The organism is Prochlorococcus marinus XMU1419, from assembly GCF_017695955.1.
Classification (GTDB): domain Bacteria; phylum Cyanobacteriota; class Cyanobacteriia; order PCC-6307; family Cyanobiaceae; genus Prochlorococcus_A; species Prochlorococcus_A marinus_AD.
On the sequence record NZ_JAAORO010000003.1, the window covers coordinates 1 to 14929 of the forward strand.

Annotated in this window: 18 protein-coding genes, 1 tRNA gene and 1 pseudogene; 14 read left to right on the forward strand and 6 right to left on the reverse strand. The window is 32.8% G+C overall.

What is annotated here, in order from left to right:
* Positions 1 to 382: pseudogene (locus HA151_RS06010) on the reverse strand (porin); the annotation flags it as partial.
* A gap of 143 nt (positions 383 to 525) precedes the next feature.
* Complete coding sequence (locus HA151_RS06015) at positions 526 to 702, reverse strand: hypothetical protein (protein ID WP_209106592.1); 177 nt, start codon at positions 700 to 702, stop codon at positions 526 to 528.
* Positions 703 to 849: 147 nt separating this feature from the next.
* On the opposite strand from HA151_RS06015, the gene HA151_RS06020 reads away from it, so the two are divergent.
* Complete coding sequence (locus HA151_RS06020) at positions 850 to 2547, forward strand: tetratricopeptide repeat-containing sulfotransferase family protein (protein ID WP_209106593.1); 1698 nt, start codon at positions 850 to 852, stop codon at positions 2545 to 2547.
* 608 nt (positions 2548 to 3155) lie between these two features.
* A tRNA-Pro gene (locus HA151_RS06025) sits at positions 3156 to 3229 on the forward strand.
* A 207-nt stretch (positions 3230 to 3436) separates the two neighbouring features.
* On the opposite strand, the gene HA151_RS06030 is transcribed toward HA151_RS06025, so the two are convergent.
* Positions 3437 to 4504 carry a tetratricopeptide repeat protein gene (locus HA151_RS06030; RefSeq protein ID WP_209106594.1) on the reverse strand — a complete coding sequence of 356 codons (1068 nt, stop codon included), beginning with the start codon at positions 4502 to 4504 and terminating at the stop codon, positions 3437 to 3439.
* A gap of 411 nt (positions 4505 to 4915) precedes the next feature.
* The gene (locus tag HA151_RS06035) at positions 4916 to 5575 is read right to left on the reverse strand and encodes a hypothetical protein (RefSeq protein WP_209106595.1); all 660 of its coding nucleotides are present in this window, start codon (positions 5573 to 5575) and stop codon (positions 4916 to 4918) included.
* Between the two features lie 425 nt (positions 5576 to 6000).
* Here HA151_RS06035 and HA151_RS06040 point away from each other — a divergent pair, with 425 nt between their 5' ends.
* The 12 genes from HA151_RS06040 (at position 6001) to HA151_RS06095 (ending at position 13295) form a co-directional block, all read left to right on the forward strand.
* Entirely contained in the window at positions 6001 to 6231 is a 231-nt protein-coding gene (locus HA151_RS06040; RefSeq protein ID WP_209106596.1) for a hypothetical protein, read from the forward strand.
* A gap of 4 nt (positions 6232 to 6235) precedes the next feature.
* Positions 6236 to 6688: a MauE/DoxX family redox-associated membrane protein gene (locus tag HA151_RS06045; RefSeq protein WP_209106597.1), complete on the forward strand. Its 453-nt coding sequence runs from the start codon at positions 6236 to 6238 to the stop codon at positions 6686 to 6688.
* Between the two features lie 54 nt (positions 6689 to 6742).
* Positions 6743 to 7261, forward strand: coding sequence for a DUF411 domain-containing protein (locus HA151_RS06050; protein WP_209106598.1), 519 nt, complete (start codon positions 6743 to 6745; stop codon positions 7259 to 7261).
* A gap of 105 nt (positions 7262 to 7366) precedes the next feature.
* Positions 7367 to 7504 (forward strand): DUF3721 domain-containing protein, encoded by a 138-nt coding sequence (locus HA151_RS06055; RefSeq protein ID WP_209106599.1) that lies wholly within the window; start codon positions 7367 to 7369, stop codon positions 7502 to 7504.
* Positions 7505 to 7765, forward strand: coding sequence for a hypothetical protein (locus HA151_RS06060; RefSeq protein ID WP_209106600.1), 261 nt, complete (start codon positions 7505 to 7507; stop codon positions 7763 to 7765).
* A 602-nt stretch (positions 7766 to 8367) separates the two neighbouring features.
* On the forward strand, positions 8368 to 8664 hold the full coding sequence (locus HA151_RS06065) for a hypothetical protein (protein ID WP_209106601.1): 297 nt from the start codon (positions 8368 to 8370) through the stop codon (positions 8662 to 8664).
* Positions 8665 to 8669: 5 nt separating this feature from the next.
* Complete coding sequence (locus HA151_RS06070) at positions 8670 to 8954, forward strand: hypothetical protein (RefSeq protein ID WP_209106602.1); 285 nt, start codon at positions 8670 to 8672, stop codon at positions 8952 to 8954.
* The gene (locus HA151_RS06075) at positions 8951 to 9199 is read left to right on the forward strand and encodes a hypothetical protein (RefSeq protein WP_209106603.1); all 249 of its coding nucleotides are present in this window, start codon (positions 8951 to 8953) and stop codon (positions 9197 to 9199) included. The genes HA151_RS06070 and HA151_RS06075 overlap by 4 nt, the downstream gene beginning before the upstream one ends.
* Positions 9192 to 10487 (forward strand): AAA family ATPase, encoded by a 1296-nt coding sequence (locus tag HA151_RS06080; RefSeq protein ID WP_209106604.1) that lies wholly within the window; start codon positions 9192 to 9194, stop codon positions 10485 to 10487. The genes HA151_RS06075 and HA151_RS06080 overlap by 8 nt, the downstream gene beginning before the upstream one ends.
* A 197-nt stretch (positions 10488 to 10684) precedes the next feature.
* A complete protein-coding gene (locus HA151_RS06085; RefSeq protein WP_209106605.1) occupies positions 10685 to 10933 on the forward strand; it encodes a DUF1651 domain-containing protein in 249 nt (82 codons plus the stop codon).
* A 303-nt stretch (positions 10934 to 11236) separates the two neighbouring features.
* Positions 11237 to 12862, forward strand: a complete 1626-nt coding sequence (locus HA151_RS06090; protein ID WP_209106606.1) for a phage major capsid protein — start codon at positions 11237 to 11239, stop codon at positions 12860 to 12862.
* A 175-nt stretch (positions 12863 to 13037) separates the two neighbouring features.
* Positions 13038 to 13295: a hypothetical protein gene (locus HA151_RS06095; protein ID WP_209106607.1), complete on the forward strand. Its 258-nt coding sequence runs from the start codon at positions 13038 to 13040 to the stop codon at positions 13293 to 13295.
* A 102-nt stretch (positions 13296 to 13397) separates the two neighbouring features.
* Here the strand turns inward: HA151_RS06095 and HA151_RS06100 are convergent, their stop codons facing one another.
* Both HA151_RS06100 and HA151_RS06105 read right to left on the reverse strand, forming a co-directional pair.
* On the reverse strand, positions 13398 to 13649 hold the full coding sequence (locus tag HA151_RS06100; protein ID WP_209106608.1) for a hypothetical protein: 252 nt from the start codon (positions 13647 to 13649) through the stop codon (positions 13398 to 13400).
* A gap of 2 nt (positions 13650 to 13651) precedes the next feature.
* Entirely contained in the window at positions 13652 to 14842 is a 1191-nt protein-coding gene (locus tag HA151_RS06105; protein WP_245151618.1) for an integrase, read from the reverse strand.
* Between the last annotated feature and the right edge of the window lie 87 nt (positions 14843 to 14929).

Here is a 14929-nt window from a genome sequence, read left to right on the forward strand (position 1 = left end):
TTAGATCTAGCTCTTCAAGTGCCTGACCTACGTTTCCACCATCACCAGCATCAATTGCTACTGCAAGAGTGTCTTCACCAGTGAATGATGTTGATAGATCCATCTGGAAACCGTAAGCAGTAACAACAGCTTCACTACCTGCGCCGCTGTCAACAGCACCGATTGCCATGTCTACAGAAAATGCTGCAGATGTTGTTGATGAAAATGAACCAGCCTCAAAATTGTTAAGCCTAGCTTCTAAACCGTCTACACGGCTATTTGTAACTGCAAGTTCTTCTGCAGGTGCGAAATCATTAATAGTGACTTCGTTTGCTGTAGCAGACATTGGCGCTAGTAAGCCTAGTGTCGCAGGAGCTACAAGCAAGCTTTTAAAAAGCTTCATAAATTTCCTCACACGAAATTTAAAGTACACCTTAAAATATAATAACTAGTGATACTAAATCAAGTAATTATAGATACTTTTTTGATTTTGATGTGCCACTTTAATAACCTGTATATGATCTGGCTTGCTTTTTATTTAAATTGTTAAGGGTTAATTTTTTTTTTGGAAATCTTAAATTCAACTTCTTTAGTTTTAAATTTTTTCTTTTTAGCAGTGCCTTCTAGTGGTTCAACATACCAACCACTTGCAATCTTAGTATCAACTTCTTCGTAATCTCTTTGAATATTTAATTTTTTAAGTGATTTTTTTAAATAATCCATAGATATTTCTGAATAAGATTAATTTAGCAAAAAATGTCTATTTAGAACAAAATTTATTTGATAAAGAATATTTATTAGAATTTCCAACTCGTATAATATTATTAAAACAATTTCTGAACAAACTAAAATTAAGTTAAGTATAAATAAATGAAGGGTTTTAAAGAATCAGAAGTTAATAAAATGGATCGGGATAAAAAACAACACCCAAAAAACAATAATAAAGCTCTTTTTCAAAATGCATTAACTTTGCAAAAAAAAGGTGAGCTTGAGGAAGCCTCAAAAATTTACCATCAACTTATAAAAAATAAATTTCTTGAAGAGAAAGTATTTTTGAACTATGCAACAATTTGCCAACAACAAAACAAATTTAATGATGCCATACTTTTGCTGAAAAATGCTATCAAAATTAACCCTAAAAATTTTATCCCTTTTTTTAAAATGGGATTTATTTTAAATAACCGGGGAAGGTTTTATGAAGCATATCCTTTTGCTAAAAAAGCAATAGATTTGAACCCAAGTCTTTGGGAAGGTTATCATAATTTAATCAAAATCTTAATAAGTTTAAATAAACCTAAGGATGCTGCGATAATTGCAGAAAAAGCAAGAAATATGTTTTCAAATAATCATTTATTTGATGGTTTGTTGGGTGATATCTATAAGGATATTGGGGATTTTGAAGAGGCAAAAAAAAATTATAATAAAGCAATTAACAAAGCTCCTTCTGATGATGAGACTTTATATAGTTACGCAGATTTTTTAGTGGGTATTGGAAGAAAAGAAGAAAGCATAAATTACCTTAAGAAAATTTTAAATATAAATCCTAAGCATTCAATTTCTTATTATCTTTTGTCTACTATTGTAAGTCCTGAAAAAGATCAAAATTTAGTAAATATAATCTTAAATACAAAAATTACTAATTTCAATACTATTTATGATAAGTATACTATTCTTTTTTCTAAAGCAAATATTTTTCATAAGAAAAGGAATTTTGAAAAAAGTTCCGAATTATTAAAGCAAGCTAATGATTTCAAACTCTTAGATAGACCTTCGAACATAGAAAGGGTCATAAAATATTCAGAGTTAATTAAAGAAAAAACAAATTTAGATAAATCATTTGACATCCCTAAATTTAATTTTTTAAGAGATATCTTTATAGTTGGACTTCCCAGGTCAGGATCTACCTTAGTTGAATCAATATTAGGAATGAATCAGGATGTTTATAACTTAGGAGAAAATTCTATTTTAATTAATGCTCTGAAAGAATCTGAGGAGTCAAATTACTCTAATATTGATCAACTTTATTTTAAATTTAGTCAAAATTTTTCCAAAAAAAAAATAACCACAAATAAGATGCTCGGAAACTTTATGCACATCCCGCACATTGTTTCCAAGCTAGAACATTCCAAAATAATTTATACATTTAGAAACCCTTTAGATAATATTTTATCCATGTATAGAGCAAAGTTTACAGGTGCTGGTAATGAATATTCCTCATCATTAATCGATACAGCTAACTATTACGTTCATCATTTTAAAATGATGAGTTTTTATAGAGAAAAATATAAAAATCATATCTATTTTTTGAATTACGATAAGCTCGTTAATGATCCTGAGACACAAATTAAAAAGATATTGGATTGGTTAGGTATTAGTTGGAGTAACAATTATTTAAATCACCATAAAAGTGAGCAAGGTTTTTTTACTGCAAGTAATGTTGAAGTAAGGTCACCAATCAATAATAAATCTGTTGGAGGATGGAAAAATTATTCAAAATTAATGAGAGAGCCATTGGAGTTTTTTCAACTAAATAATTTTGCATTGGATTCTTTCGAAAAATATTCTTGAACTAAATCTCTAGATAAATATATTGATAATAAAATTTAAATATTTAATGAGTTAAAGATTTGAAATCTATAAAAAAACAAAAGAAACTGAAAGCATCTCTCGTTTACATAAAATTGTAGTTATATTTTTGAAAAATTCATACCTGAGGAGCACAAGGTTAAATGACTCAAATCAATTTAGTGTTGAACAAATTTCCAAGAGATTTACTGGAATTCTGTTTTTTCCTAACAGTTGGAACTACCGCGGGATATCTTGGTCTTATATAAATTTATACAATAGGTATTTTCTATATTTCCTAAATTAAAACATTTATTTTATTAAAAACGAAGAAAGCTTTTCTTCAATTTTTCAAATTAAAAATCCTTTGTAAGTATTCCTTAATAAAGAAATTTTTAGAATTTTCAGTAAAATAAATTTGATAATTTCAATTTAACTAAAATTTACTCATAATTTTCTCAAAAAATAATTCTTAAAATTAATTAAAACTTTTGAAAACTAGTAAGCAATTTTTACGGATATTCCTACTTTATACCTAAAAAATATTTTTTTTTAAAATTTTGTCATTTTGGTCTTTAATAGATGTCAGTTATGAACTAAAATCTGATTGGCGGGGCGTGGCGCAGCTTGGTAGCGCGGGTGCTTTGGGAGCACTAGGTCGCAGGTTCGAATCCTGTCGCCCCGACTCTTAAAAACCAAGTCATACTAGAGAGTTACCCAAACTCTCTTTTTTTATGTTTATGTCTCAGATTGAGAAAGGGTAGCTAGAAGGGTAGCTCGTAGGAAGTACTTTGATGTAGTTAGTGCCATTGAACGACATCCACCAGCATGGCCAAAAAGATCCTAGTAAGCGTTTTATTTAATAAATTCTTTTTCTAAAGCATTAACAAAATCAGCATTTAAAGTTTCTGAAATTATCTCGAGCCCCCTCATCACCAAGTTTTTTAGCAACCTTCCAATCACTGCAAGCTTTCTTCAACTTATTATTCATCCAGCTATATACTTCACCTCTAGCTCTATAAACATCAGCAGGACTAATCAAATCAAAATCCCTATCTAATTCCAACTTTTCAACTTCTTCTTGTGTAGGGGCTATAGAAATTGCTTTTGAATAATGCTCTAATGCTTCTTCTAAAACTTGTTTTGCTTTTGATCTTTCGTTTATATCTCTATATAAAAAATATAATTCAAAATTAGTATCTCCTAGAAGAGCTGTGGTTGTATAAGTTGCATCAAGAGTATAAGAGCTCTCCGCTAAGGGATTTTTGTATCTATCAAGGTTTATATTGGCTAGTGTTTTTTCAAAATTCTTTTTTGCATTCTCAAAAGATTTTAAAGATAAAGCTTTTTTATTTTTGGGCTTCTTATCTAGGTCAAAAGTATCTCCTCCTAGAACAGCGAAGCCATTATCAAACTGAATATCACCTGCAATAAAATTAACATGAGGGTCTTCAGGCGAAAGGTCGAGACCTGCTTGAAGGTATTTGAATGATTTAGAAAAACTCCCTCCCAAATCAAAATAAAAAACTGATGCTTTTAATGCATAAGGGTAAGCATATGCATTATCAATATCAATAGCAATATTTATATCATCTAAAGCTTCATCAAATTTTGATAAATCATAAATGTTTATTAGTGCACTTAGTACGTATCCTTCTTTAGAGTCTGGATTTAGACCAAGAAACTTATTTGTTGATCTTATTGCTTCTAAAGAAGCACCTTCTTTAAAAAAGTTTAAAGCCTTATCAAAATCAGAATTTTTAGACGAATTTTTATCTGTTTGACCAGACATACTTTGTACACACCCCTGAAAATCAGTCGCTTTCATACAAATCTCAGCGATTTTGGGATCTACATTTGCATTAGCAACAGTAGGAAGAGCGAGTGCAGCTAAGAATGAAACTAAAAATCTTTTCACAAGAGAGGAGTTATTCCCTAATATTTTAAATCGACTTTCCAAAAAGACATTCAAATCTCCGACCTAGTTTACAAAAGGCACTAGGTCGCTCAGGGGGTAGCTGTAGGGGTAGCTGAGCGTATGTATTTAGTATATAGTAATATGTACTTTGTGATAGATTGAGACTCAAACCCACTCGCACCACTTACCTATACCCTAGTTATAGTAAGGAAATATTGAATTTTTACGTTTGATAGATCGAGTGCTTTGGGAGCACTAGGTCGCAGGTTCGAATCCTGTCGCCCCGACTCTTATAATCCAAGTCATAGACGGGTTTCCCAGCCTGTCTTTTTTATTGCCTTAAATATGACATATTCATATTTATGTCATATTTATGTCATATGCGTAAATTTTCGATAATTTGCGAATTTCTGCGTAGTTTTTCTTGGTTTAAAAAGTTAGATTAAAAATTTTCTAATAATAAGTTCTCCTTGGGATTATTCTCACCCAATAGTCCCATTTTCCATTGATTCTAGAATTACATCCCTTTAAAATCTCATTGCGACCTTCATGATTACAAATTTCCTTTTTATTTCTTACATCAAAAGACCAACTGGGATGGGTAGATAGGTTTTTAGATTTTGCAGTAATCAAATTATTCTCATCTCCTTTACAGTCTCTATTTAAGGGTATGAAGGAATACATCTTAAACTCTTTCTTAACATCAAACAAAGCTTCTTGATTTTTATTTTTCTTTGAACATTCTTTAACTATGGCTTTTATAGTTTCTCTTGCATCTAGAGTTTCAAGGAAGCAGTCATATTTAGAGGGAGGGTTCTTTGGATCAGCATTTTTACATATTCTATTAACTTCTTTTGCTCTATCAATCATATTATTCGTGAAATTACTGGCATCCTCAGAATTATTTTTTTGCATATTGCCGTAATACTCTCTATTCCGTTTTATGTAATCTTCACATTCTGAATAACCGCTAAATTCTTGTCCAGCACAATCCCTCCAATACCCTGTAGGGATAATAAGAGGCAATAAAGCTCCAGCAACTGCTAAACCAAAAAAAGTTAAAAAACACCCTAATGGGGAAATACAGCCTTTTTTATTATCACTCTTTTCCATCAAAATAATTTTTTATCTAACCTAATCAAAAATCAAATTTATGTCATATTTATGTCATATGAGGGTTTATTTTTCAGGACAAAACACGCATAAATCAGCAATAAATAAGTTATAGCCAATAACACGAGTGCTCATCTAGGGGTGTCCAGTGCTTTGGGAGCACTAGGTCGCAGGTTCGAATCCTGTCGCCCCGACTCTTAAAAACCAAGTCATACTAGCGAGTTACCCAGACTCACTTTTTTATTGGAAAATCTGACGGCAGAGAATGCCGTCAAATTGCCGTCAACCTAGTAGTTTTGAGACTATTAATTTACTTTTTCCTTGTAGATTATGTATATAGAGGCGATCTTCAAACGAAAAAACTACAATATCTAGCTAGAAGATTTATATTAAATAGAGCTTTTAGATAAAGTTTAAAAATAATAATGAGATCTAATTTTCGCCCAAACATTCGATTAGCCATAAACATACTTTTAGTAATTGGAACATTTGCTATAGCTTTAAAGCTCTCTCCAATAGCAGAGGTCTATCAAGAGAAAAATCTTTGTATTAAATACTTAAAGCATCAAGTAGACCGAGAAACACTAATCAAAAGACTAAAAATAGTTAAGCAAGCAAATCCCTCTAGTATTTGTGACTCTATTCTTAAAAGTTAAAAAAATGCAATTAAAGTCTCTTAAACCATTGATTGTAGTTTTTGGTACATCATTACTTATAACTATTACCTTGATTAAAAACTTCCAAGTTTTTATGGGAATATCAATATGTCTTTTAGCGATGCTGAAGATTATGGATATTGAAGCTTTTGGTATAAGTTTTAAAAAATATGATTTAATTTCTTCTCGGTTTAACCAGTGGATTTATATTTATCCTTTTTGCGAATTATTAATTGGTATTAGTTTTTTACTTTCTGCACCACCCTCTTCGGTCATTTTAATTGCTTTTATTCTAGGCATTATTGGAATGGCATCAGTATTCAAGGCAGTTTACTTAGATAAATTAAAATTAAATTGTGCATGCGTAGGTGGATATGCAAAAACCCCTTTAGGAATTATTAGTTTTATTGAAAATCTTTTAATGACAATCATGAGTGGTTTGATTCTACTTCGATAGCAAATTTATAAAAAATGAATTAATTTATTTTTAAAATCATAATTTCTAAAAAAAATGGAATCTAATAAATCAATTTTTAAAAGGAGTTTGCTTAACTCACTTTTATTTTCTGGTATTCTCATCGTAAATTCATTTAATCCTCAAGAAAGCGCTGCTAAAAATCAAGAAAATATAAATATCCCTAAAGTCCTTTCTTATAGATCAGAATCATGCAGTTGTTGCAAGAAATGGGTAAATCATTTACGAGATAATGGATTAGAAGTTGTTGATAACATTGTTGAAAATATCTCAGAAATTAAACAACAATATAATGTTCCCAATAATTTAAGATCCTGCCATTCTGCAAAAATAGGCAACTACACGATTGAAGGGCATGTTCCGATTGAATCAATTAACAAACTTTTTAAAGAGAAACCAATTATCTCTGGTATAGCCGTTCCTGGTATGCCGCATGGATCTCCTGGCATGGAAACACATTCTCATGAATCACACTCTCATAATTATGAAACTTATAAAGTAGTTTCATTTAGTAATAATGGCAATACAAAAATATTCGACCAAATTTCACCCTAGATAATATTGATCAATTAAATTATGACTTTTGTTTTTAAGAAAATAAAAATACTCACTTTTTTATTTTTCATATTTATAAATTTGAATTTTTCTTCTTATGCCCATATGAAAGGTACATTTTCCACGAGGAAAGAAGCCAAAAAAAAATCATTAGAACTTGGTTGCGTTGGGACACATAAAAATCAAGATAAATGGCTTCCTTGTGAGAATGAAAAAGAATTACATAGATACCTAAGAATGTAAATGCAAAGAAAGAAAATTAACAAAAGAAAAATACATAGAAAAGTAGCTTCACTCTCTGCAATCCCCTTACTAATTACTCTTATATCTGGAACTGCTTATAGTATTCTTCAGCCATTAGGAGTAGATGCTTTTTGGTTAATAAAATGGCATACTGGCAATTTTGGTATTTTTAATTTACAGCCCTTTTATTCGATATTTCTTGGTATTTCATCAATAATCTCTGTTATATCTGGAATTAAATTATTACAAAAAAATGCTTAGAATTTTAAAAACAGCCGTCAATATGCCGTCAAATGTTTCTCATATTGTCATGTCAAATTAAGCAATACCCCGCAACTATTTAGTCATGGCTTGTAGACATAGTATCCTACTAGGGTTGTTAAGTGCTTTGGGAGCACTAGGTCGCAGGTTCGAATCCTGTCGCCCCGATTGGAGTCTCAGCAATTAGATATTTTCTCTGTGTGTGATTTGTGTGTAATCACCTGTCTCACTAAATTATTTTTTACACACGACCTAATGTTTCGGCATTGAAATATAAGTGCACCTTAATTACTATTAGGTTATCGAATAGCTAGCACGGAATGTGCCGTGAATTAAATGAAAAGCTGCCAAGACTCATTTCTCTTGGTTTCCCACTTCGCCTATAAAAGCTAGCGTTCACCTGCGATACATTTTGTATCCGTCTTATTCTCTAACTGCCGTCACGAAGTCTAGTTTTAATTAACAAGCGGGGTTGACCAACTTCTTGAAAAGCGGAAAAACAGTTTAGGCAAATTTTTATTTGTGCAAGGGAAATACCATTGTTTTATGGGGCTTGCTGATTGGGTCAGGAAAAATTTAAACCAATTTTTCTATGGGTACTCATGTCACAAAATCACACTTGGCTAGAAATTCGGGAACTTGCCGAAGCACTTTATTGTTCTGTTAAATCTGTCTATATATATAGAGATAAAAATCTATTTAAGGCGGGCACTCATTACTACTCTGTAGGTGAGGGTAAATTGCGGGGTAAACATATATATAATTTAGAGCTCTGTAGAAAGGCTCTATTAGAACGTACTGCTAAAGATAGTCGTAGTAATGAAACCTATGACAATAAAGAAATTAATAAGTTGATGACTAGAAAATTAGACAATAAAAATCTTAGTTATAGGAAGTAAAAATAATGAATACCGATCAATACAGGGCACTTATAGATAGTGTCCTTATAGATATACGCCCCTACCTAAAATCTGAAGGCGAAATGATGCTTGGCTCTTTGTTAGCTCAAGTAATGGTCAAAAGTAATCTTGTTGCTCAAGAGCATATAGAGCTTGGTAATCGTTATAAGGAACTCACTCAGGCTTATGACGAGATGAAAAATCTGGTCTTTGAACTGTCAAAAAAACAGAAGGATTTAAACGGATATTACTCAAAAAAATTTAACAACATTCAGAAAAAATTATCATGAAAAAAGCCCTGTCATGGGAACAGGGCTCTCTTATCTATGGATCTAAATTAATTGTAGATTACAAGCCTATAGAGAGCTACTGTCCTGAGCTAATTCCACAAAATAAGACAAGAATCATTGTCTATGTCTGGGATTGTCGTATTCAAAAAGCGAAAAAACACAAATTAAGTTGGTTCTTAGATTCAACTATCGAATCAATGATTCATATAAGAAATCGCCTTAGTGCAGGGGGTAAAAATGGATGAGTTCTACTTTGATATTGATGAACAACAGAGGTTAGACAATGAAAGATATATGGCTAGTAAAAGGGCTATCCAAGAAAGCACCAATACTGATGATCCATCTAGCTTTGGTTTTTCTGATTTATTAAATAATTTACTTCTAGCTATTGAATATCAAAAGCATGATGAAGAGATGACTTTAAGATCAATTATTAAAAGTCAATTCAAACTGCAAGATTCAAAATTAGATGCAAAATTATTTAATTTATTGATTGATAAATCTATCCCTAAAACTGAAACTACAGATGATTCTGTTGATCTTGAAACTGTAGAACCTCTTACCTATTTAATGGATGGGTGGCTTTTAGAGGGAGATATATCTCTTAGTTATGGTTCTTATGGTTCTGGTAAAACAACCCATGCTTTATATAAGGCTATTAACTTCGCTAGAGGAACAAACATTTTAGATAGAGATACACCTTGTAAAAAAGGAAAGTCTCTATTTATATGTACTGATGGCGGTGTAAATACATTTAAAAAATCAATGTTTGATTTAGCCATTCCTGAAGATAGTCCTTTATTTAAAAAAGGTAAAAATAAGAAAATATTTGTATGGGGTTATGAACAGAAACAGGGTCAAAAACCTTGGGCAGCAAATATAAATGGAATCGTTAAATTAAAGAGGTTTATTGAAAAAAATCAAATAAATTATGTGGTTATTGATAGTGCAAAAAGTGTTAGTTCCAGAGGTGGTTGGTCTTATATAGATAATGAATCAACTAGGCTGTTTTTACAGTATTTAAGGGAAATAATTGCACAACCTAATAAGGCTCATATAGAGATTCTTAGCCATGATGGTACTGCTAAAGGTGCTCATGCAGGGGCTAAAAGTTGGGCGGAAGAGCCGTCAATGGTAATGCACCTGAAGGCAAAAAAAGATGAAGATACAAATGAAACTATCGGTGTTACTGCTGAATTTAAAAAGGATAGAGCAGCAACAATAGACCCTAGAAGAACCATTACATATAAATTAGTTGATGCTGAAATGGAGCTAATAGAACAGAGAGATATAGTCGGTAGCTGTGAAGATGTAATTATCGAAATTTTGGGTGATTTTTATAAAATGGGAATCACTAGTGTAAGTAGAAAAGAGATTATAGATACTGCTTATAGGACTGCTTCAGCTAAACGTAAAACTGTTGATAATACTCTCGGAATAATGGTCAATAAAAGAAAACTTAAAAGGCTGCAAAAAGGTAAATATGGTTTAGTTGATAGCGAGATACAAAAGATAGAGAACAGTTCCCGATAAAAAACCTCGGGAATAGGCAGATTACAGTCATAGACTTGTTTTTCCTATTCCCACTTCCCGACAGAGAGAAAGGGGTCTAATAATTTATTTTTTAGGGGTACATCTATATCTAATGGGAAGGAATAGGACTATATCTATTGGTATGACTAACAAAACATGACTTCCCGACCATTTCCCTCGGGAACTAAACTATATATATGGAGAAATTCACCCTGATAAATAAAGATAGATCCAGAATCAAGGTATTTGAACCATTTGAAGATGTATCTAAACCATCCCCTTCGATAGATGCAATGATGATTTCCTACGGATGCGTTTATAAACGATCAAGTAAACCAGTAATGAAAGGTAGCAGGGTAGAAACTGTTGAAGCTGCAAGAAAAGAATATGCAGAATTATTGAAAGAAGGTTGGAAGAAAACTTCTATATTTAATAGCTATTTTTAATAGCCGATATTGTTCTTAGGGTTAGTTATATAAATAATCAAATTTAAAACAAGATTTGCAGGTAAATTTAAAGGCTTTAAAAGTAGTAAAGCCATGCCCTGAGTTACGTTAAATCCTGTTTTCTTCAAGAATCGTCAACCCCTATGTGACACTTTTTTAGAGGCATTTAAGCCAAAATAACACGCATTTTTAGAGGAATAAAGGAATCTAAGACTTACTTAAGAAGTTATAGAGAGATATAAGAAAAAACCTTAATTTTGGTCAAAAAAACAGGGTGTATAAAGCTAGTAGTCGCAATCACTTATGAAGAAAGTACTAGACAAAAAACTAGTTCACAGATTTGTAGATTTGATTGATGAGACATCTGACTCCCAGACCGATCAACTAACTTTTAGTTTTTCTTCTGAGACTCCTGTTAATCGAGGTCATTACTCAGAAGTATTAGACCATGACGTTAACTCTGTTGATCTATCAAGACTTAGAAATTCTGCACCTTTCTTGTTTAACCATGATATGAACAAACCCATTGGGCGAGTTGTTAATGCGTGGATAGAAGACAGAAAAGGTCGAGCCACTATCGAGTGGGGAACTAGCGATTTAGCCCAACAACTACGCAAAGATACTGAAATCGGTGTTTTGCGAAATATCAGCGTTGGTTACACAGTTGAAAAAACTGAAGAAGACGAAGACGGAAACATGAGAGCCGTTATCTGGCAGCCTCATGAATTGTCATTAGTGACAGTTCCCGCAGATACAAACGTAGGAATAGACAGAAGTTTATTACCGCCAACAAGTAAACCTTTAAACGAAAGAATTATGCCTGAGCATCAAATCAATTCTGCTGACTACTTATATGAGTCAAAACCTGATGAGTACGAAAGAGCAGCTAAAGACTTTTCAATAGTAAAAGCAATGCAAGCATCTGTTTCTGGTAACTGGTCAGAAGCAGGTAAAGAAAGAGAAATCCAACAGGAATTAAGCCACAGAAACGGCAGAACTTCTCAAGGTATCTTTGTTCCTCATGAGAACTGGAAAACTAGAGATTACGTCAAAGGCACAGCTTCAGCAGGTGGAAACTTAGTCGCCACTATGCAAATGCCCGATAACTTTGTAGATGTTCTTAGAGCTAAGTCAGTAGCACTTGAATTAGGTGCAACAGTTTTGCCTGGACTAATTGGTGATGTTTCTATTCCTACTAGAACAGCAGGGGCAACAGCTTATTTCGTAGCTGAATCTGGCTCGGTTACTGAATCAACAGGAACATTCGGAACTATCTCAATGTCTCCAAAAGTAATGGGTGCATATTCTAAGTTCAGTCACTTAATGAAGTTGCAAGCTACCCCAGAAATAGAAGGATTAATTAGAGATGACTTTATTTCTACACTTGCTACAAAACTAGATTCAGTTGCACTTAATGGTGGTGGTTCTAATGAACCTGATGGCATCCTACAAACTACAGGTATCGGCTCTGTAGCTATAGGAACTAATGGTGGAGCGATCACACTTGATAAGGTTTTAGACCTTAAGCAAACAGTCGCAGTCGATAATGCTGACGTTGCTAATTGTGCTTTCGTTACTAACACCGCTGTAGAAAATGCATTGAGCAAACTTAAAGACGGCAATAGTGCATATCACTTAAATCCTTATGCGGGTGCAGTAGGTGAACAGCAACTAGCTAATAGAAGTTTTATGGTTACAAACAACGTGCCATCAAACCTAACTAAAGGCTCATCAAGTGGTGTTTGTTCTGCAATGATCTATGGAAACTTTAGTGACTTATTAATAGGAATCTTTGGTGAAGTAGAAATCCTTGTTGATCCTTATTCAGCAATGCAAACAGGTGTTACAGCAGTAAGAATCCTACAAGCTGTAGATATAAAGGTTCGTCATGCTGAATCATTTGGAGCTATCCAAGACATAACCACATAAGTATTAGAGGGTAGTTAGTTAAGGGTATAAGTTTGGGTCGATCCTTATATCCTCTGTTGTGCGTAACACCAACACTCCATAGTTGTTTCTTTACTGACTTTCTACCCTCGACCCTATACTTATTAATGATTGACAGTCGATCTACATTAGAGGGAATTAACCACCCTCTTTTTTTATGGATAGATATGTAAGTGTTAAAGAAGCAGCAGAACTTTTATGTATGTCTCAATCGTTATTGTGGGAACTAAAAAACCATAAGGAATTAGTAGCAGGCGATCATTGGTTATATGTGACAGGCAAACTAAAAAGTAAAGTCCTGTTTAATGTAGATGCTATTAGACAATGGCAGATTGATAAGACAAAAGAAATTGAAAATACACCTGACGATATAGCAGCAAAAAAGATAGCAACCTATCGAGATATGACGGCATAGGTTCTTTCTAGGCATACTGCTGTGGGTCGTTCATACGCTCTTTTTTTGTCTAGCGTCTGCGATATATGAACTTAGACAGCGTATAAGTCGATTTAGGCGAGATTAGTGTGAATTAGCGAGTTCTATGTATTTCTTAAGGTCATAATCGTTAATCGGTATCCAGTTGTTAGAAGTCAGATTTTTTTGAATATGTTTAGCAAGAGTTACACCCCTAATTTTTCCCATAAAAAGGTATTTTTGGTCATTTATTTGTCTTATATAAGGATCAAGTATGCCTTTATCTCTAAGTTGATATATCGAAGCTCTAGATTTAAAGCCTAAACACTTATAAGCCTCTGTAAAAGTGCAGTACATAGTTAACTTACCTTTACTGTTTCTTGGTCAAAGTTCTTAGCAAGTTCCTTAGTCATAAATCTGGAATAAGAACTCAAGTGAACATCTAAAGAATGACCCATAGCATCAGCTATTTGTTTAGGTGCTCTATAAGTACCATCATCTTTTTGTCTGTTATGACCGACATAAGCATATCTATGTCTAAAACTGTAAGGAGTTAGCTGTTGTCTTTCATCTTCTGCTTCTTTTTTTAGTTGTTGCCATACTTTGTTATCTCTAAGGAATCGACCTACAGCCTGACCTGCACCGCCCTTGTCATTAATCGTTGGTAATTCTTCTTTTATATGGATTTTTTTCATTAAATTCCAATTATTTTTGCTTCCATCTATATCTTCTACAAATAAAGGAAATAACTGTCTTGGTTGTGTTGTTAAACCTTTTTTACCGCCCTGAGATTTACGATAATCAGACCATAATTCATTACCATTATTTCTTGTATGAAGGTGTTTTAGATCGTTTGGTCTAAGTCCATAAGTAGCCATAAGTTGTAGAGCAAACTTCCATCTGGGATTCTTTACTGAATCAACTAATCTAAGAATCTGACTATCTGACAATGGATAACCTATACGCTTAGTAGTTGTAACTGCTTCATCATCTGACATTACAGGCGGTAGCCATTTAGAAGGGAAGTCCTGTCTTTGGACTACATAATTTAAAAAGCTATTTAGAGCTATTCTCATATGCCTTCTTTGAGTAGTGCCCTTAGTCCATTTAGATAAAGCAAGATTAGATAATTCTTCTGCGTTCTTTGGTTTCTTTTTTTTGTTCAATAAAGTCAATGCAATATGTAAAACAGGTAAATGCTTAGACTTCCAAGTTTTTTCAGAAACATTAGTTTTAAATGATCTATAGCTGTTTAAAGCATCAGGCCAATCAAGTTCCAGAATTGAACTAGCACTAGATGAAATTGCATAGGCTGTTTTTAAATCAATTTTTCCTTTTGATTCTGTAAATATCTGATTAATAGTTGTAATCCTGTTTAGGGCATCTATCCAAGTATCTTCTGACCATTTATAAGCAGTAGATAAAGTTTCTTCATTTGGTCTTTTCCCAACTTGTAGCCTTACGATTCCTCTGGAGTTGTAAACAGTCCAGTTTTTACCGCATTTACTCTTTAGTGCTGTTCTAAAGTTGCTAATCCATTTTTCTGACATAAGACACTAGTGCTATATATGACTTAAATTTTTACACACAAATGTGTGTGATTCAATTACGAACCATTCTCTTACGTACATCTACAG